The 16656-nt window shown below is 69.8% G+C and carries 17 protein-coding genes; 8 read left to right on the top strand and 9 right to left on the bottom strand.

The annotated features are described in order from the left end of the window. Positions 1-9 precede the first annotated feature (9 nt). Genes hda through folK form a run of 4 tightly spaced genes read left to right on the top strand, consistent with a single transcriptional unit; the run spans position 10 to position 3532 of the window. Positions 10-696, top strand: a complete 687-nt coding sequence (gene hda, locus K5880_RS00970) for a DnaA regulatory inactivator Hda (RefSeq protein ID WP_297647461.1) — start codon at positions 10-12, stop codon at positions 694-696. A gap of 4 nt (positions 697-700) precedes the next feature. Further along, a complete protein-coding gene (locus K5880_RS00965) occupies positions 701-1369 on the top strand; it encodes an HAD family hydrolase (RefSeq protein WP_297647459.1) in 669 nt (222 codons plus the stop codon). Continuing rightward, positions 1366-3018, top strand: a complete 1653-nt coding sequence (gene pcnB, locus K5880_RS00960) for a polynucleotide adenylyltransferase PcnB (RefSeq protein WP_297647456.1) — start codon at positions 1366-1368, stop codon at positions 3016-3018. Before K5880_RS00965 ends, pcnB begins: the two co-directional genes overlap by 4 nt. Positions 3019-3043: 25 nt before the next feature. Then, on the top strand, positions 3044-3532 hold the full coding sequence (gene folK, locus K5880_RS00955; RefSeq protein ID WP_297647453.1) for a 2-amino-4-hydroxy-6-hydroxymethyldihydropteridine diphosphokinase: 489 nt from the start codon (positions 3044-3046) through the stop codon (positions 3530-3532). 13 nt (positions 3533-3545) lie between these two features. On the opposite strand, the gene K5880_RS00950 is transcribed toward folK, so the two are convergent. Next, positions 3546-4772 (bottom strand): MFS transporter, encoded by a 1227-nt coding sequence (locus tag K5880_RS00950; RefSeq protein ID WP_297647451.1) that lies wholly within the window; start codon positions 4770-4772, stop codon positions 3546-3548. A gap of 116 nt (positions 4773-4888) precedes the next feature. On the opposite strand from K5880_RS00950, the gene K5880_RS00945 reads away from it, so the two are divergent. Next, complete coding sequence (locus tag K5880_RS00945) at positions 4889-5488, top strand: TetR/AcrR family transcriptional regulator (protein WP_297647448.1); 600 nt, start codon at positions 4889-4891, stop codon at positions 5486-5488. Positions 5489-5505: 17 nt separating this feature from the next. Here the strand turns inward: K5880_RS00945 and pdxH are convergent, their stop codons facing one another. Then, a complete protein-coding gene (gene pdxH / locus K5880_RS00940; RefSeq protein ID WP_297647445.1) occupies positions 5506-6141 on the bottom strand; it encodes a pyridoxamine 5'-phosphate oxidase in 636 nt (211 codons plus the stop codon). Then, the gene (locus K5880_RS00935; RefSeq protein WP_297647796.1) at positions 6138-6740 is read right to left on the bottom strand and encodes a gamma-glutamylcyclotransferase; all 603 of its coding nucleotides are present in this window, start codon (positions 6738-6740) and stop codon (positions 6138-6140) included. Before K5880_RS00935 ends, pdxH begins: the two co-directional genes overlap by 4 nt. 116 nt (positions 6741-6856) lie before the next feature. Between K5880_RS00935 and K5880_RS00930 the strand changes: the two genes are divergently transcribed. Continuing rightward, entirely contained in the window at positions 6857-7378 is a 522-nt protein-coding gene (locus K5880_RS00930) for an OmpA family protein (protein WP_297647442.1), read from the top strand. A gap of 69 nt (positions 7379-7447) precedes the next feature. On the opposite strand, the gene gloA is transcribed toward K5880_RS00930, so the two are convergent. After that, positions 7448-7858, bottom strand: a complete 411-nt coding sequence (gene gloA, locus K5880_RS00925; protein ID WP_297647440.1) for a lactoylglutathione lyase — start codon at positions 7856-7858, stop codon at positions 7448-7450. 5 nt (positions 7859-7863) lie between these two features. Next, positions 7864-8406, bottom strand: coding sequence for a PaaI family thioesterase (locus K5880_RS00920; protein WP_297647438.1), 543 nt, complete (start codon positions 8404-8406; stop codon positions 7864-7866). A gap of 52 nt (positions 8407-8458) precedes the next feature. On the opposite strand from K5880_RS00920, the gene K5880_RS00915 reads away from it, so the two are divergent. Both K5880_RS00915 and K5880_RS00910 read left to right on the top strand, forming a co-directional pair. Then, positions 8459-8923 carry a MarR family winged helix-turn-helix transcriptional regulator gene (locus K5880_RS00915; RefSeq protein WP_297647436.1) on the top strand — a complete coding sequence of 155 codons (465 nt, stop codon included), beginning with the start codon at positions 8459-8461 and terminating at the stop codon, positions 8921-8923. Next, positions 8913-10163: an MFS transporter gene (locus K5880_RS00910; protein WP_297647434.1), complete on the top strand. Its 1251-nt coding sequence runs from the start codon at positions 8913-8915 to the stop codon at positions 10161-10163. Before K5880_RS00915 ends, K5880_RS00910 begins: the two co-directional genes overlap by 11 nt. Here K5880_RS00910 and K5880_RS00905 read toward each other — a convergent pair. The 4 genes from K5880_RS00905 to K5880_RS00890 all read right to left on the bottom strand — a co-directional run bounded on the left by K5880_RS00905 (position 10108) and on the right by K5880_RS00890 (position 16653). Next, positions 10108-11562, bottom strand: coding sequence for an efflux transporter outer membrane subunit (locus K5880_RS00905; protein ID WP_297647432.1), 1455 nt, complete (start codon positions 11560-11562; stop codon positions 10108-10110). The genes K5880_RS00910 and K5880_RS00905 overlap by 56 nt on opposite strands. Next, entirely contained in the window at positions 11559-14678 is a 3120-nt protein-coding gene (locus tag K5880_RS00900; RefSeq protein ID WP_297647430.1) for an efflux RND transporter permease subunit, read from the bottom strand. Before K5880_RS00900 ends, K5880_RS00905 begins: the two co-directional genes overlap by 4 nt. Then, complete coding sequence (locus K5880_RS00895) at positions 14675-15718, bottom strand: efflux RND transporter periplasmic adaptor subunit (RefSeq protein ID WP_297647427.1); 1044 nt, start codon at positions 15716-15718, stop codon at positions 14675-14677. The genes K5880_RS00900 and K5880_RS00895 overlap by 4 nt, the downstream gene beginning before the upstream one ends. Before the next feature lie 137 nt (positions 15719-15855). Beyond that, a complete protein-coding gene (locus tag K5880_RS00890) occupies positions 15856-16653 on the bottom strand; it encodes an SDR family NAD(P)-dependent oxidoreductase (RefSeq protein ID WP_297647425.1) in 798 nt (265 codons plus the stop codon). Between the last annotated feature and the right edge of the window lie 3 nt (positions 16654-16656).

The following is a 16656-nucleotide window of genomic DNA, read 5'->3' as shown; positions in this document are numbered from 1 at the left end:
CCGCTTCCCATGAAGCAGCTCGCACTGGACATCGGTTTTGCGCCCTTGCCGACGCTGTCCAACTTCGTGGGCGCCGGCAACGAGGCCGCGGTGGAACACCTGCGCTTGTGGACGGGCAACCCCACACGCTCGCCCGTGCCCACCTTTCTCTGGGGCGAGAGTGGCTGTGGCAAGACACACCTGCTGCGCTCCGTGAGCGAAGCCTTGCGCGAGCAGGGAGGCCGCGTGGGCTGGCTCGACGCCGGCACGCACGACCCGGTGGATTTCGACGACCAGTGGGACGCAGTGCTGCTCGACGACTGCCACCTGTACACCGCGGCCCAGCAGGCCGCGGCCTTCAACTGGTTCGTCAATGCCCAGAGCCCGGCCCATGGGCCCTCGCGCTGGGTGCTGGCCGCGGCCACCTGCCCGCCGGCTGACCTGCGGCTGCGCGAAGACCTGCGCACCCGCCTGGGCTGGGGCCACGTGTTCCAGTTGCAGGCGCTGGGCGAAACCGAGCGCCGCGCGGTGCTGCGCCGCGCCGCTGATGACCGCGGTGTGTTCCTCGGCGACGAGGTGATGGACTTCATGCTGCGCCGCTTCTCGCGCGACCTCTCCAGCCTGATGATGCTGCTCGACCAGCTCGACAGCTACGCGCTGCGCACCCAGCGCGCCATCACCATCCCGCTGATCAAATCCATGCTGGAAGACGAATGAACGTATGAGACTGGCCCTGTTCGACCTGGACCACACCCTGATCCCGCTCGATTCCGACTACGCCTGGGGCGAATTCACCGTCAAACTCGGCTGGCGCGATGCGCAGGTCTTCTCGCAGGCCAACGACGGCTTCTACAACGACTACAGGGCCGGCACGCTCGACATCCACCGCTACGTGCGCTTCGCCATCGAGGCGGTGCGCGAACGGGGCCTGGCGGTGGCGCAGAAGGCGCACGAGCGTTTCATGCACGAGGTCATTTCCCCGGCCATGGGAGAGCCCGCGCGCGCCTTGCTGCGCCGCCACCAGGACGCTGGCGACACCGTCGTCATCGTCACCGCCACCAACGAATTCGTCACCGGCCCGATCGCCCGGGCCTTTGGCGTGGACGAGCTGATCGCCATCGAGCTCGAGCGCGACGCCCAGGGCGAGCCGACAGGTGCGATCCGCGGCACGCCCTCCTTCCGCGAGGGCAAGATCGCCCGTGTGGAACAATGGCTGGCTGCACGCGGGCTGGACTGGTCGCGCGTGGGGCACAGCACCTTCTACAGCGACTCCATCAACGACCTGCCGCTGCTGGAAAAAGTGCACGAGCCCGTGGCCACCAACCCGGATGCCCGGCTCAGCGCCGTCGCCCTCGAGCGGGGCTGGCGCACATTGAACCTATTCGAATGATCAAGAAATTCATAGACCGGCTGCTGGGCAAGACCAGCGCCACCCCCGGCGGCCGCCGCGCCAACCCGTTCGGCAAGCGCGAGGACGTGCCGGCCAGCGTGCACGGTATCGACCGTTCGCTGGTGGACCAGCGCGCGCTCGACGTGGTGCACACGCTCAAGCAGGCCGGCTTCGAGGCCTACCTGGTGGGTGGTGCCGTGCGCGACCTGCTGCTGGGCTTGCGGCCCAAGGACTTCGATGTGGCCACCAGCGCTACGCCCGAACAGGTCAAGGGCCTGTTCCGGCGCGCCTTCATCATTGGTCGGCGCTTCCGCATCGTGCACGTGGTGTACGGCCGCGGGCGCGAGCACGAGGTGATCGAGGTCTCGACCTTCCGTGCCTACATGGACGCTGCCGCGGCCGAGCAGGTGGCCGGCAACGAGCGCACCAGCAAAGGCGAGCTCGCGGGCATGAAGCACGCGGTCGACGCCAGCGGGCGCGTGCTGCGTGACAACGTCTGGGGCCCGATCGAGCAGGACGCGGCGCGGCGCGACTTCAGCATCAACGCCATGTACTACGACCCGGAAACGCAGACCGTGGTCGACTTCCACCACGGCATCCGCGACGCGAAGAAGCGCACCTTGCGCATGATCGGCGATGCCGCCACCCGCTACCGCGAGGACCCGGTGCGCATCATCCGCGCCGTGCGTTTCGCAGCCAAGCTCAATGCGCTGGGCTTCACCTTCGACGCCAAGACGCTGGCACCGCTGGCCTCGTCGCACACGCTGCTGGCCGACGTGCCGCAGAGCCGTCTGTTCGATGAAATGCTCAAGCTGCTGCAGACCGGCCACGCGCTGGCCAGCGTGGCGCAGCTCAAGGCCGTGGGCCTGGGCACCGGCATCTACCCGCTGCTGGACGTGGTGGTGCAGCGCGCGGACGACGAATTCGTCAAGCTCGCGCTGCAGGACACCGACCGCCGCGTGGGCGAAGGCAAGCCGGTGGCGCCGAGCTTCCTGCTGGCCTGCGTGCTCTGGGCCGACGTGCGCAAGGGCTGGAGCCAGCGCCTGACGCCTCGACCCGGCCAGCGCCCGCCGCCGCCCTTCGCGGCGCTGCAGGACGCGGTGGACGACGCCTTCGAGGCGCGCATCGGCGACGTATCGGGCCGCGGCAAGCTCGGCGCGGACATGCGTGAGATCTGGATGATGCAGCCGCGGTTCGACAAGCGCGTGGGCACCACACCCTTCACGCTGGTGGAGCAGCCGCGTTTTCGCGCCGGTTTCGACTTCCTGCGCCTGCGCGCGCAGGTGGGCGAGGTGGAGGAAGAACTCTCCCACTGGTGGGAAACCTTCAGCATGGCCAGCGACGACATGCGCGAGGACATGGTGGATGCACAGCGCCGCGAGAACCTGGCCCGCCCGGGCGCCGGCAAGGCACGGCGCGTGAAGCGCACCGATGAAGACCACCCGGCCCATGCGCCCGAGGCCGATCCACGTTTCCGCGCCACGGACGACGACGGCGATGCCGGTGGCCAGGCGCAGGGCGATGAAGCGTTGGCCGCTCCCGCGGACGGCACGGCCCCGGCCAAGAAACGCCGCCGCCGCCGCCGCAAGCCCGGCGACGCCAGCCGCACCGAAGGCGGCGCGGGCGGTGGTGGCGAAGCCAGCGACTGACGCGGGCAGCCCACGAGGCCGCGTGATGCCCGCGCCGCGCGCCGAGGTCACCGCCTTCGTGGCCCTGGGCGCCAACCTGGGCGATGCCGGACAGGCCTTGCGCGAGGCACTGGCCGCGCTGGCCGGATTGCCCGGCATCCGCGTGCTGCGGGCGTCCCGCCTGTACCGTACCGCCCCCATCGACTCCAGCGGCCCGGACTACATCAATGCCGTGGTCGAAATCGCCACCACGCTCACCGCGCCCGCGCTGCTCGACGCGTTGCAAGCCCTGGAGCAGGCGGCGGGCCGCGAACGCCCCTACCGCAACGCCCCGCGCACCCTGGATCTGGACCTCCTGCTGTACGGCGAGTCCCGCATTCAGTCGCCGACGCTCACCGTGCCGCATCCGCGCATGGGGGACCGCGCGTTCGTGCTCGTGCCGCTGCACGAGATCGCGCCGGGGCGGGTGTCCAGGGAAGCCCTGGACGCGGTGGCCGGGCAGCCCATTGAGCCCTGCCAGCCGCAGCGCGGCTGAACGGCTTCTTGCGTCACTTGGCCAGCGCGGTGTCAGGGCAGGTCGCAGGCGTGGCGCTCTCACCGGCCAGCGTGCGCTGACCCAGTGCCACGGTCAGGACGGCGGCGGCACCCGCCATCACGGAGACCCAGAAGCCGTTGCGTGGGCCGAAGTGGTCCACCACCCAGCCCGTGGTGAAGGCGCCCAGCGCCATGCCGATGCCGATGCCGGTCATGACCCAGGTCACGCCCTCGGTCAACATGGACTCGGGCACGCGGCGCTCGATGAGACCAAAGGCCGTGATGAAGGTGGGGGACACCGCAACACCACTCAGGAACACGGCGACCGCGAGCAGGGCGACCGAGGAACCGGCAGCAAGGAGCGGCACTGCGGTGACCGCCAGCACGCTGACGGCGATCAGCAGTTGTCGCTGCAACGGCAGCTTCAACGGGAGCGCGCCCATCACCAGACCCAGCACGAACGACCCGAGGGCATAGACGCCGATCACGATGCTGGCGGCGCCGGGCTGGCCGAGCTCTTTGGTGATGGCGATGGCGCTGACCTCCGCCGTCGCGAAGATCGCGCCCACGAAAACCAGCGTCAGCGTGACGATCTGCACCGCGCGCAGCCGGATGGCGGAGCCTTGCGGGCCATGGGGGTCAAGGGGTCGCACCTTGGGCTCGGTCTTGCGCTGCAACAGGAAGGCTGCCGTGCCGAGCACCAGGAAGGTGGTCGATGCGAGCACACCCGCTTCGGGAAAGAGTGCTGCGGCCAGGCCGACGGAGAGAGAAGCGCCGGCGATGTAGATCAGCTCGTCGGCCGCCGATTCGAAGGCGAAGGCGGTGTTGAGCTCTGGCCGGCCCCGGAACAGCTCGCTCCAGCGCGCGCGAACCATGGCAGAGATGCTGGGCATCGCGGCTGCGCCGATCGCGGCGGCGAACAGCGTCCAGGTCGGCCAGCCCTGGTTGACCGCCAGCATCAGCAGAAGAAAGGAAACCGCCGAGATGGCGGTCGCCGGCAGGGCGACCGCGGTCTGGCCGAACCGGTCGACCAGTCGGGAGATCTGCGGCGAAAGAAATGCATTCGTGAGCGCATACATGGCCGATACGGCCCCGGCCAGCCAGTACTCGCCCAGGGCCTGGGAGAGCATGGCAACGATGCCGATGGGCGCCATGGCGAGGGGAAGCCGGCCGAAAAAGGCCGCGGCCGAGAAACCCCTGGCGCCGGGTTCGCTGAAGATTCTTGCGTACGGGTTCGACATCTGAACAATTCCTGGAAAGGGTTGAAGCGTTAAAATACGTGGCGTATGTATGTTATTTGCATACGACGCGTATATCAACTGATATACGCGTCGTATGTGTGGGTATGGAGGTGCGAATGCGAAAACCGCGTCAGGAAATGATTGCCGAGACGCGCGCCAAGCTGATTGCGGCCGCGCGTCAGGCGTTTGGCACCGTCGGCTACGCCGCTGCGTCGATGGACGACTTCACAGCCGCCGTGGGCTTGACCCGGGGTGCCCTGTACCACCACTTTGGTGACAAGAAAGGTCTTCTGCAGGCCGTGATCGACGAGATCGATGCCGAGATGACCGTGCGCCTGGGCGCGATCGCCGCCCGCGCGCCGAACCGCTGGCAAGGCGTGGTGGACGAGTGGATCGCCTACGTCGAGATGGCGCTCGAGCCCGACATCCAGCGCATCATGTTTCGCGATGGCCCGGCGGTGCTGGGCGACATCTCGCAACGGCACACCGCCAAGGGGTGCATCGCGGCGCTGACCGAGAGCCTGGCCTCGCTCAAGGCCGAAGGTGTGCTCGTCGATGCGGACCCGGAAGCGCTGGCGCACCTGATCAATGGCGCCAGCAGCCACGCGGCCACCTGGATCGCAAGCTCCGCCGATCCCGGTGAAACCTCAAGGAAGGCGGTGGCGAGCTTTCGCAAGCTGCTGGAAGGCCTGCAGCGCCGGCCGCCGGCCGCCTGAGAAACCAGGGCGTGTGCTCAGGGCGCGAGCCGCTCGCGCAGCCATCCGCCATCGGCCTGGGCGGTGTATCGCAGCCTGTCGTGCAACCGGCTCTTGCGGCCCTGCCAGAACTGCCAGTTGTCCGGCTTGAGGCGGTAACCGCCCCAGTGCGGCGGGCGCGGCGGCTTGAGCAGGAACTGTGCGCCGTACTTCGCCGCGTTGGTCACCAGCACCGTGCGGCTGTCGATCACCTCGCTTTGCGGGCTGGCCCAGGCGCCGATACGGCTGTCGAGCGGGCGGCTGTGGAAGTAGGCGTCGCTTTCCTCGTCGCTGACCTTCTCCACCACGCCTTCGATGCGCACCACGCGCTCGAGCTCGACCCAGTGGAACTGCAGCGCGGCGAAGGGATTGCCCGCCAGCTCGCGGCCCTTGCGGCTCTGGTAGTTGGTGTACCAGACGATGCCGCGTTCGTCATACCCCTTGACGAGCACCACGCGCGTGCTCGGGCGCAGGTCCGATCCCACGGTGGCCAGGGTCATGGCATTGGGTTCGGGCACCTCACCCTGGATGGCTTCGTTGAGCCACTGGTCGAACTGCTGCAACGGGTCGGCGTGCGAGGCCGATTCGCTGAGTTCGGCCTTTTCGTAGCTCTTGCGCAGGTCGGCGATGTTCATGCGGGCAGTATAGGAGCGGGGTGGGGGTCGGGCTTGACCATGGGGTCGCCGGCCAGCAGCAGCAACTTGCGCAAAGCGCGGTCGTGGATGCCGTGGTGCAGCAGGCCCTCGAAGGTCTGGCGCGCGTAGTCCAGCGTGGTGCCATAGCGCCCACAGGAGCGCGCGAAGATTTCGCGGTAGCGCTCGTCGCTCAGGGTGCCGGTGTGGCTCGGGCTGTGGCGCGAGAGCGTGAACGCCAGCGCGCGCACCGGACCCTGTGGTGTCTCGCAGCGCAACCACTTCGGGTCGTACACCGGGTTGGGCATTTCGCGCGCCCACAGCACCGGCATCAGCGCCTCCACCTGCGCGTGCGGCACGCGCAGCGCCAGCCCGGCGCAACTGCCACCGGGCATGAGCGCGAACACCAGGCCGGGGCACTCATAGGTGCCGCGGTTGACGCGGCTCCACATTTCCAGGCAGCGGTGATAGCCGCGCACGCGCGCCGGGCGCTGTTCGGCCGCTTCGAACTCCGGTCGCCAGACCAGCGAGGCGTAGGCGAACACCCAGAGGTCGGGCCGCGGTCCCTGCGCGCGCCACTGGGCCAGCGTCTCGGCCATCATGCGCGCGCCATCTCGCAAGGCAGGGTCGTGGGCGGTTCGCGCCTTCAGGGTGTCACGGTCGGCCATCTACAATCTTTGTCCAGTTCCTTCTCATTATTCTTCACGGAGTGTGATCCATGTCTTCTCAGGACGACGAACCCGAAATCCGCGTCATGGCTTTTGTGCTGATGGCCGCCGTGGTGCTGGCCGTCGGTCTGGCCGTGGGCATCGGCGTGCAGCAGTCGCGCGGGGGCGCCAAGACATCGTCCGGCATGGCAACGCCTGTCACCGCCCCTGCTGCCGCACCGGCCGCCGCGCCCTTGGGCGACGACGCCAGCGTCGTGGTGGAGAACGGGGTGGTGAAGTTCTACTTCGAGTCCGGCAAGGCCGACCTGGCCTCGGGCGCGCTCGATGCGCTGGGTGAGGCCATCAACGCCGCCAAGGCCGGCGGGAAGCTGGTGATTTCCGGCTTTCACGACGCCACGGGCGACCCGGCCTTCAATGCCGAACTGGCCAGGCAGCGTGCGATGGTGGTGCGCGACGCCCTGGTGGGAGCGGGTGTGGCCGAAAACGCGATGGAGCTGAAGAAGCCCGAGCAGACCACGGGCAGCGGCAACAACGCCGAGGCCCGCCGCGTGGAAGTGATGATCGCGCCCTGAGCGCCATTGGCCCCGCAACAAAAAAAGCCCGGCATGTGCCGGGCTTTTTTGTGGGCGCAGACCGGGTCTTCAGCGCAAACCCTGGCCGGCTTCCTTCTCGGCGCGCTGGATCAGCTCGATCTTGTAGCCATCGGGATCCGTCACGAAGGCGATGACGGTGGTGCCGCCCTTGACCGGGCCGGCCTCGCGCGTGACGTTGCCGCCGGCCGCCTTGATCTTCTCGCAGGCCGCGTAGGCGTCGGGCACGCCCAGCGCGATGTGGCCGTAGGCCGTGCCGAGCTCGTAGTGCTCGGTGCCCCAGTTGTAGGTGAGCTCGATCTCGGCCTGCGCCGGATTGCCCTCGTAGCCCACGAAGGCCAGCGAGTACTTGTACTCGGGGTTCTCGGAGGTGCGCAGCAACTGCATGCCCAGCACCTGGGTGTAGAAATCGATTGAGCGCTGGAGGTTGCCTACGCGCAACATGGTGTGAAGAAGTCTCATGCGCGCTATTTTGACGGCACTTCAAAAACCAGGCAGGTGGTCGTGGCATGGGCGTAGATCTTGCCGTCGGGGCCGACGATGCGCGCTTCTGCCGTCGCCAGCTGGCGCCCGGCGTGCACCACCGTGCCGATGGCGCGCAGCGGGCCGCTCTTGAACGAGGCCGCGCGCACGATGTTCACCCCCAGCTCGGCCGTGGTGTAGGCGCGGCCCACCGGCATGACGGTGTGCACTGCGCAGCCCAGCGCCGAATCGAGCAGGGTGGCGTACCAGCCACCGTGCACTGTGCCCAGCGGGTTGTAGTGCTTGAGCTGCGGCTGGCCCTGGAAGACGGCGCGGCCTTCGCCGACCTCCACCAGCGAGAAGTCCAGCGTGTCCGCAATGTGGGGGTAGGGCAGGCGGCCGTCGAGCATGGCCTGCATCTGCTGCAGGCCGGAGAGCCCGGCAAGGTCGGCCGGGTTGGCCAGGCCCACGCCGGCACCGGCCTTGAGGCGTTGCACCACGGTGTCGTACTGCTGGTTCCATTGCGCCAGGGTTTCTTCGGCAGTCATTTCAGTTCCTCTAATTGATTGCTGATACAAATATTGTAGATACAATCAATTCATGAACGCCGACACGCATGCGACACCGACCACTCCGGTGGGCTGTACCAACTTCAAGCTGCGCCAGCTCACGCGCCGCGTGACCCAGCACTACGACCAGCACCTCGCTGGCGTGGGGTTGAAGATCACGCAGTACTCGCTGCTCACGCATGTGGACAGGCTCGGGCCGCTGGCGCCCGGCGACCTGGCGCGGCGCATGGACATGGGCGCCTCCACCCTCACGCGCAACCTGCAACCGATGATCGCCGCGGGCTGGCTGGCCATGGGAGAGGGCGCCGACGCGCGCAGCCGCACGGTGCACATCACCGACGCCGGGCGCGAGATGCGCCGCCAGGCGCAGCGCCGCTGGAAGGCGGCCCAGGTGGCCCTCAACGACAAGCTCGGCGCGGCCACGGTGCTGGCGTTGCACGAGCTGCTGGATCAGGGGCTGGCCGCATTTCACGAGGAAGACAACCATGACCACTGAGACCTCGACCTCGACCCCGGCGCCCGCGCGCGTTCCCTATGTGTGGTGGCTGGTGCTGCTGGCCGCGGCCGGCACGTTCGCGCTCACCATGGGCACGCGCCAGACCATGGGTTTCTTCCTTTCGCCGCTGAACACCGCCACCGGTCTGGGCGTGGGCAGCATCAGCCTGGCTTTCGCCTTCGGCCAGCTCTGGTGGGGCCTGACGCAGCCGTTCGCGGGCGCCATTGCCGACCGCATCGGTGCCGGGCGCGTGCTGCTTGCAGGGGTATTGCTGGTGGCGCTGGGCACCTACATCACGCCGCTCATGACGAGCACCTGGGGCCTGATCGTGGCCATCGGCGTGCTCTCGGCCGGTGGCGCCGGCATGGCCGGGCCTTCGGTGCTGATGGCGGCCACCGCGCGCCTGATCCCGGCCGCGCGCCGTGGCATGGCCACCGGCATCGTGAACGCGGGTGGCTCGTTCGGCCAGTTCCTCATGGCGCCCCTGGCCGCCGCACTGACGCTGGGACTGGGCTGGGCAGGTGCGATGCAGGCGCTCGGCCTGATCGTGCTGCTGGCGCTGCCGGCGGCCTGGGTGCTGCGCGGCCCCGGCCCGGCGGCTGCCGCTGGTACCACGCCCGCGGCGGTGGCCTTGCCGGCGGGCGAAGCCATTCGCAAGGCCCTGGGCAACCCGAGCTACCTGATGCTGTCGGCTGGCTTCTTCGTCTGCGGCTTTCACGTGGCCTTTCTCGCCACGCACCTGCCCGGCGTGGTTGCCGCGTGCGGCCTGCCGGCGCCGGTGGGTGCCTGGGCGCTGGGCGTCATCGGCCTGTTCAACATCGTCGGCAGCCTGGCGATGGGCTGGGCGGTGGGCCGCTGGCGCATGAAGTCGCTGCTCTCGCTGGTGTACGCCACGCGCGCGCTGGCCGTGCTGGTGTTCCTGCTCGCACCCAAAACCGAGGCCGTGATGCTCACCTTCGCCGCCGTGATGGGGCTGACCTTCCTCTCCACCGTGCCGCCCACGGTGGGGCTGGTGGCCAAGTTCTTCGGCACCGGCAACATGGCCATGCTGTTCGGCATCGTGATGCTGGCGCACCAGGTGGGCGGATTCCTCGGCGCCTGGCTTGGTGGCCAGGTGTTCGAGGCCACGGGCAGTTACGACTGGGTCTGGTACATCGACATCGTGCTGGCGGTGGGGGCGGCGCTCATCCACCTGCCGATTCGCGAGGCGCCGGTGGCGCGGCGGCTGCAGCCGGCCTGAGCGACTGCTCGCCCGGATCGATCAGCCCCAGGGCCTCGAAGGTCGCGATGGCCTGGCGGGTCGCGTCGGCCCGGGCGCGCAGCAGTGCGCGGCGCGTGTCGAGCGCGCTGCGCTGGGCTTCGAGCACGTCGAGGAAACCGACCAGGCCGTTGGCGTAGAGCGTGCGGGCCTGTTCCACGGCCGACAGGGCAGCGGCGTTGCCGCGCTCCAGCGCGCGCATGCGGGTTGCCGTGCCTTGCGCCGCGACCAGGGCCGCTTCGGCCTGTTGCAGGGCCTGCAGCAGGGTCTGGCGGTAGACCTCGCCGGCCTCGGCCATGCGCGAGCGCGCGGCGTCCACGCTGGCGCTGCGTTCCCCGCCGTCGAACAGCGCCACCTCCAGCACCGCGGACAGCGTGGCGGTCACGATGTCGAGCACGCCACCGCCCAGTCCGCCGGAGGTGAGCGTGATCGCGCCGGGCAGGCGCAGGCGGGGGTACAGGTCGGCCCGCGCCACGCCCAGGTCGGCCGCAGCCACCGCCAGGCCGCGCTCGGCCGCACGCAGGTCGGGGCGCAGGCGCAGCAGGTCGATCGGCCGCGCCACCGGGGCCGCGCCTTGCAGCAACGGCAGTTGCGCGGTGGTACCGGCCATGGGCTGCGGACGAACACCTGCCAGCACCTGCAGTGCCGCGGCCGTCTGGCGCACGCGCACGCCGGCATCGGCCGCGTCGGCTTCCAGCGTCGCTGCTTCGCTTTGCGCGCGGTCCAGGTCGAGCCGGGGTGCCAGTCCCGCGCGCACCCGCACGTCCACCACGCGCAGCACCTCGCGCTGCAGTGCCAGCCCGTCGGCCAGCAACTGCTCGTCGAGCCGGGCCTCCTGCCAGGCGACATGGGCGCGGGCCGTCAGGCCGGCAACGGAGAGGCGCGCCGCCTGGGCCAGGTCTTCTGCCTGCAGCAGCGAGGCCGCCGCCGATTGTTCAGCCTGGCGCAGGCCGCCCCAGAGATCGAGGTCCCAGTCCAGCGTGAGTGCGGCACTCGGGTCGAGCGCGCGTTCGCCGCTGGCGCGCCGGCTGCGGGCGTCCACCGCGGCCTGCGCGCCGATGAGCGGGCTGCGCCGGGCGCTGGTGCCCCGCAGCAATGCCTGCGCCTGCACGACCCGCTCGCGCGCTATGGCTGTGTCCGGGCTGTTGGCCAGGGCGCGCTCGACCCAGTGCGCCAGCGCGGGGTCGTTGAAGCGGTTCCACCAGCGCAGGTCGGCTTCGGTGGGCGCCGTCCCGCCGTCGGGCGCGGCGGCAAAGCGGTCGGCGGCGGTGATGCCGAGCGTGGGCGCTTCGGGTGGCTCAACCTGCGGTGCGATGGTCCCGCAACCGAGCAGGCTCAGGACCAGCGCCACCGCGCCCAGGCGATGCAGGGGGGCGTTCATGAGAACTCCTCCGTCTGCTGCGCGGCGGCCTGCTTCATCTCGGTGGCCAGGCGCTCGCCCTGGCTGGCGCGCGGTCGGGCGAAGCGGGCCAGCCCGAGGTAGACCACGGGCGTGAGGAACAGGGTGAAGATCGCGGCCAGCGACAGCCCGCCGAAGATGACCCAGCCGATCGAGGCGCGCGATTCGGCGCCGGGCCCGCTGCCCAGCACCAGCGGCAGGGCGCCCAGCACCGTCGAGGCCATGGTCATCATGATCGGGCGCAGGCGGGTGGCTGCGGCCTCCTGCGCGGCTTCCAGCACGCTGCGCCCGGCGTCGCGCAGCTGGTCGGCGAACTCCACCATCAGGATGCTGTTCTTGGCCATCACGCCCACCAGCAGCAGCAGGCCGATCTGGCTGTAGATGTTGATCGAGGTGCCACTCAAGGCCATGGCAAAGACGGCCGCCGCCAGGCCGAACGGCACGGTGATGATCACCACCGCCGCGCTGGTGACGCTCTCGAACTGCGCCACCAGCACCAGGAACACCACCACCAGCGCGATGGCGAAGGTGATGGCCACGTCGCGCCCGGTCTGCTCCAGCGTGGCGGCGTCGCCGCGAAACAGCAGGCCCATGCCCTCGGGCAGCTCGGCGCGCGCCAGCGTGCGCAGGTCGTCCACCGCGTCCTGCAGCGGCACGCCCGCGGCCGTGATGGCGCTGAGCTGCACTGCACGGCGCTGGCCCAGGCGTTCGAGTTCGGAAGGGATGGCCGTTTCCTCGAAGCGCACGAACTGCGACAGCGGTACCAGCCGCTCGCCCTCGGGCGTGGTGGCGCGCACGCTGTAGCCCAGCAAGGCCTGCGGATCGGTTGCGCCACGCGCGTTCGATTCCAGGATCACCGGCACGTTGCGGTCGTTGACCGTGAGGTCGGTGACCTCGGTGCCATCGACCAGCGAACGCAACACCACGTCCAGGCCATCGACGGACACGCCCAGTTCGGAGGCCCGCTCGCGGTCGATGTGCATCGAGATCTGGGGCTGCGAAGCGGTGTAGTTCACGCGCACGTCGCGCAGGCCCGGCAGCTCGCGTTCGATGGCCGCGGCGAATGCGTAGGCGGCATCGGCGATGCGGTTGTAGTTGTCGCCGGTGACGGCCATCTGCACGCTGCCGTCGCCGCCACCCACGCCGAGGCTGTTGCCGCCGCGGATGCGCACGCGCGCGCCGGGCAGGTCGTCGAGCTGGCGCTGCACGCGCGCCGTGAGCTGCGCCTGGCTGAGGTCGCGCGCGCCCCAGTCCACCAGCGGCGCGATGATCTGGGCGCGGTGGGGGTCGAAGCGGCCCGTGATGGTGAAGATGTTCGCGACGAGCCCTTCGTCCTGCAGCGGTGTCACGGCGGCCAGCGCGGTCTCGAGCTGGCGGTCGATGTAGGACAGGCCCACACCGTCGGGTCCGTCCAGGCGGATGGAGAGCACCCCACGGTCCTCCACCGGCGTGAGCTCCTGGTTCAGCTGCGTGTAGAGCCCCACTGCTGCGGCGGCCAGCAGCACGCAGGTGCCGGCCACCCACCAGGCGTGGCGCAGCGCACCGGCCAGCCAGCGTTCGTAGGTGGTCACCGCGCGCGTGCCCCAGTCTGAGAGCCGGCGCCACACCGGGCCGGGTGCGCGTTCAACGGGCAGGCGCGAGGCGATCATCGGGCCCAGCGAGAGCGCGACGAAGGAGGAGATGGCCACCGCGATGGCCATGACGAAGCCGAACTCGGCAAACAGGCGACCCGCCGCCGAGGGCAGGAAAGAGATCGGCACGAACACCGCGACCAGCGTGGCGGTGGTGGCCACCACCGCGAAGAATACCTCGCGCGTGCCCAGCACCGCAGCCGCACGAGGGCCCAGGCCCTGGCCGCGCCGGCGCTGGATGTTCTCCAGCACGACGATGGCGTCGTCCACCACCAGGCCGGTGGCCAGCAGCAGCGCCAGCAGCGTGAGCAGGTTGACCGAGAAACCCAGCAACCAGATGGCCGCGAGCGTGCCGATGAGCGCGATCGGAATCGCCACCACCGGCACCATGGTGGCGCGCCACTGCCCCAGAAAGGCGCCCACCACCGCGACCACGATGGCCACGGCCAGCAGCAGGCTCAGCAACACCTCGCGGATCGCGCCGCTGATGAAGGTGGCGTCATCCGAAACCACGCCGATCTGCAGGTCGCCGCCATCGCGGTTGACGCGTTCCACCACGGCCCGAACGCCCTCGGAGATGCTCACGCTGTTGGACTGTGCCTGGCGCACGACGCCCAGGCTCACCACGGACATTCCGTCCAGGCGCACGTAGGAGCTGGCGTCGGCCGGGCTGTAGTACACGTCGGCCACCGTGCCCAGCGCGAGGTCGGGGCGCACGCGCAGGGCGCGCATCTGCTCCGGTGTGGCCACCGAGGCATTGGCACGCACCAGCACCTCCTGGTTGGCCGACTCCAGACTGCCGGCCGGCACGTCGACGCGCGCGCCGCGCAGCAGGGTGGCGATGTCGTTCACCGACACGTTGTAGGCCGCGAGCTTCAGCGGGTCGATGCGCACGCGCATGACGCGCTGGCGGCTGCCGAAGACGGTGATGTCGGCCACGCCCTCGACCGAAATCAGCTCGGGCTCGATCCGCTCTTCCACCGCCCGCGAGAGCTCATCCACGGGGAGCGTCTTGCTGGACACCGCCAGTTGCATCACCGGCACGGCATCGGCATCGGCCTTGACGATGGTCAGGCCTTCAAGGCCCTCGGGCAGCGTGCTCTCGACCCGCGCGACGGCATCGCGCACGTCGTTGGCCGCGCTCACCAGATCCACCCCGGGGTTGAATTCGATGATGACGCGCAGGTTGCCCTCTTCACTGGCGGAGCGCACGAGGTAGACGCCGGGCACCCGGGACGCCGCGCCTTCGAGCACGCGCGTGACCTCGGCGTCGAGCGTCTCGGGCGCGGCGCCGGGCCAGTCGGCGCGCACCGCGACGATCGGGCGGTCGATGTTGGGCAATTCGCGCACGTCCACGCCGAGCCAGGCGCCGAAGCCGGCGATGACGATCAGCAGGTTGATCACGATCACCAGCCAGGGCCGGCGGATCGCCAGCGCCGGCAAGTCGTTGGCGCGGTCTTCGGTCATGGTCGGGTGCGCGCAGCGCCGCCGCCGTTGCCGATCACGCGCACCGCAATCCCCTCGCGCAGGCGCTGTACACCTTCCACCACCACCGATTCACCCGGCTTGAGCTCGCCATCGACCAGCACGCGCCCTTCGGCCCGGCGCAGCGGACGCGCGGGAACACGCGCTGATCGGTCATCGCGCACCACCCAGACGAACGGTCCGTCGCGGTCCCATTGCAGGGCCAGTTCGGGCACGCTCACGCGCGCTTCACCCGTCAGATCCAGCTGGACCTGAAACGACATGCCCGGGCGCAGCACGTCGTCGGTGTTGGGAACGGCGGCGCGCATGCGCACATTGCGCGAGACGGGGTCGATGCGGCTGTCGATCTCGGCCACCCGGCCCTTGAACGCACGACCCGGGTAGGCCGGGTTCGCGGCCACGACGGCCTGGCCGATCTTCACGCGCCCCAGATAGGGCTCGGGGATCTCGAAGTCGATGAACAGCACGCGGCGATCATCCAGCGTGGTCAAGGCGGTCTCGGTGCTGATGCGGTCGCCACGCTCCACCGCGGCCAGGCCCACCACACCGCCAAACGGTGCGCGCACCACGCGGTCGGCCACGGCTTCGCGGGCCTGCGCGAGTTCAATCTCGGCCAGGCGCAACGCCGCTCGGGCCTCGTCCACCACGCTCTCGGGCACGGCTCCGGTGCCGCGGGTGCCCTCATGGCGCAAGGTCAGGGCCCGGGCCGCGTCCACGCGGGCGGACGCCAGGTCGGCGGCCAGCCGCTGGGCGCGGTCTTCCAGGCGCAGCAGCACCTGCCCGGCGCGCACCGTCTGCCCCGGGCGAAAACCCACCTCGGCCACCTCGCCCGGCACCGCCGGGAACAGCACCACCGACTGGCGCGCCGTGCCGCTGCCAGGCACCGTGAGCACGAAATCGTCCTGGGCCTGTGTGCTGGTGGCCACGATCACGGGCGGTGCTGCAGCGGGGGTTTGCGCGAACGTCGGGCCGCACGCGATCAGAAAGGCGGCCAGCGTCCGGGTGGAGAGGGGATTCAGCAAGGTGTCGGCTTCACAAAAAATCAGCCGCATCGTGCGGACCGGGCGTCAGCAGGGCCCGCTTGCGCGCCGTGCTGCCTGTTTCGATGGAGGTGCGCGGCGTACACAGAGTTCCCCCTGCGTGCGGCGGGCGGGCGCACTCACAGGGGAACGGTGTAGTTCAGTGCCATGCGCCCGCCGTCGACGGTGACGATCTCGCCCGTCACGTAGCTGGCCGCGTCGCTGGCCAGCCAGGCCACCACGTCGGCGATTTCGGACGGTTCGCCCAGGCGCTTCATGGGCGTGCGGCTGAGGATCTTGTTCTTCGCCTCCTCGCTCGTGAGCACAGCCTGCGCCGCCAGTTCGGTGGCAATGGTGCCGGGCGCCACCGCGTTGACGCGGATGCCCTGGTCGGCCAGGGCCAGCGCCATCACGCGCGTGAGCTGGTTGATACCGCCCTTGCTGACGTTGTAGCTGGCGATGCTGGGAATCGCGAGCACGCCGTTGACCGAGCTCATGTGCACGATGCTGCCGCCGCCACCGGCCTGCGCCATGGCGCGCGCGACGGCCTGTCCCATGAGAAACGAGCCCTTGAGGTTGACGCGCAGCACGGCGTCGAAATCGTCTTCCGTGATGGCCAGGAAATCCGAGGCCTTGAAGATGCCGGCGTTGTTGACCAGCACGTCGATGCGCCCGTGCGCAGCCAGCGCTTGCGCGACCACGGCATCGACGTCGGCCTTGTCGCCCACGTCGCAATGCACATAGGTCGCGCCGATCTCGCGCGCCAGCGCCAGGCCGGGCGCGTCGGCCACGTCGGCGATGACGACCTGGGCGCCTTCGCGCGCGAAGCGGCGCGCGCAGGCTTCGCCGATGCCCTGGGCGCCGCCGGTGACGATGACGACGCGGCCCTGGTGACCGAAATGCACGCTGGAGGAGGAAGGGGTGGTCGGAGTGTTCATGCG

The organism is Hydrogenophaga sp. (assembly GCF_025699295.1).
In the GTDB taxonomy this organism is placed as follows: Bacteria; Pseudomonadota; Gammaproteobacteria; order Burkholderiales; family Burkholderiaceae_C; genus Hydrogenophaga.
Note: the sequence above shows the minus strand (reverse complement) of the source record. Positions and strands in the feature narration are given on the sequence as shown.

What these genes read in the sequence shown, in the direction of transcription:
- hda (WP_297647461.1), top strand. Translation starts at nt 10, where the DNA reads ATGAAGCAGCTCGCACTGGACATCGGTTTTGCGCCCTTGCCGACGCTG.
- K5880_RS00905 (WP_297647432.1), bottom strand. Translation starts at nt 11,562, where the DNA reads ATGAACGCCCCCCTGCATCGCCTGGGCGCGGTGGCGCTGGTCCTGAGC.
- K5880_RS00950 (WP_297647451.1), bottom strand. Translation starts at nt 4,772, where the DNA reads ATGTCGAACCCGTACGCAAGAATCTTCAGCGAACCCGGCGCCAGGGGT.
- K5880_RS00930 (WP_297647442.1), top strand. Translation starts at nt 6,857, where the DNA reads ATGTCTTCTCAGGACGACGAACCCGAAATCCGCGTCATGGCTTTTGTG.
- pdxH (WP_297647445.1), bottom strand. Translation starts at nt 6,141, where the DNA reads ATGAACATCGCCGACCTGCGCAAGAGCTACGAAAAGGCCGAACTCAGC.
- gloA (WP_297647440.1), bottom strand. Translation starts at nt 7,858, where the DNA reads ATGAGACTTCTTCACACCATGTTGCGCGTAGGCAACCTCCAGCGCTCA.
- K5880_RS00935 (WP_297647796.1), bottom strand. Translation starts at nt 6,740, where the DNA reads ATGATGGCCGAGACGCTGGCCCAGTGGCGCGCGCAGGGACCGCGGCCC.
- K5880_RS00920 (WP_297647438.1), bottom strand. Translation starts at nt 8,406, where the DNA reads ATGACTGCCGAAGAAACCCTGGCGCAATGGAACCAGCAGTACGACACC.
- folK (WP_297647453.1), top strand. Translation starts at nt 3,044, where the DNA reads ATGCCCGCGCCGCGCGCCGAGGTCACCGCCTTCGTGGCCCTGGGCGCC.
- K5880_RS00900 (WP_297647430.1), bottom strand. Translation starts at nt 14,678, where the DNA reads ATGACCGAAGACCGCGCCAACGACTTGCCGGCGCTGGCGATCCGCCGG.
- K5880_RS00910 (WP_297647434.1), top strand. Translation starts at nt 8,913, where the DNA reads ATGACCACTGAGACCTCGACCTCGACCCCGGCGCCCGCGCGCGTTCCC.
- K5880_RS00945 (WP_297647448.1), top strand. Translation starts at nt 4,889, where the DNA reads ATGCGAAAACCGCGTCAGGAAATGATTGCCGAGACGCGCGCCAAGCTG.
- K5880_RS00915 (WP_297647436.1), top strand. Translation starts at nt 8,459, where the DNA reads ATGAACGCCGACACGCATGCGACACCGACCACTCCGGTGGGCTGTACC.
- K5880_RS00965 (WP_297647459.1), top strand. Translation starts at nt 701, where the DNA reads ATGAGACTGGCCCTGTTCGACCTGGACCACACCCTGATCCCGCTCGAT.
- pcnB (WP_297647456.1), top strand. Translation starts at nt 1,366, where the DNA reads ATGATCAAGAAATTCATAGACCGGCTGCTGGGCAAGACCAGCGCCACC.
- K5880_RS00890 (WP_297647425.1), bottom strand. Translation starts at nt 16,653, where the DNA reads ATGAACACTCCGACCACCCCTTCCTCCTCCAGCGTGCATTTCGGTCAC.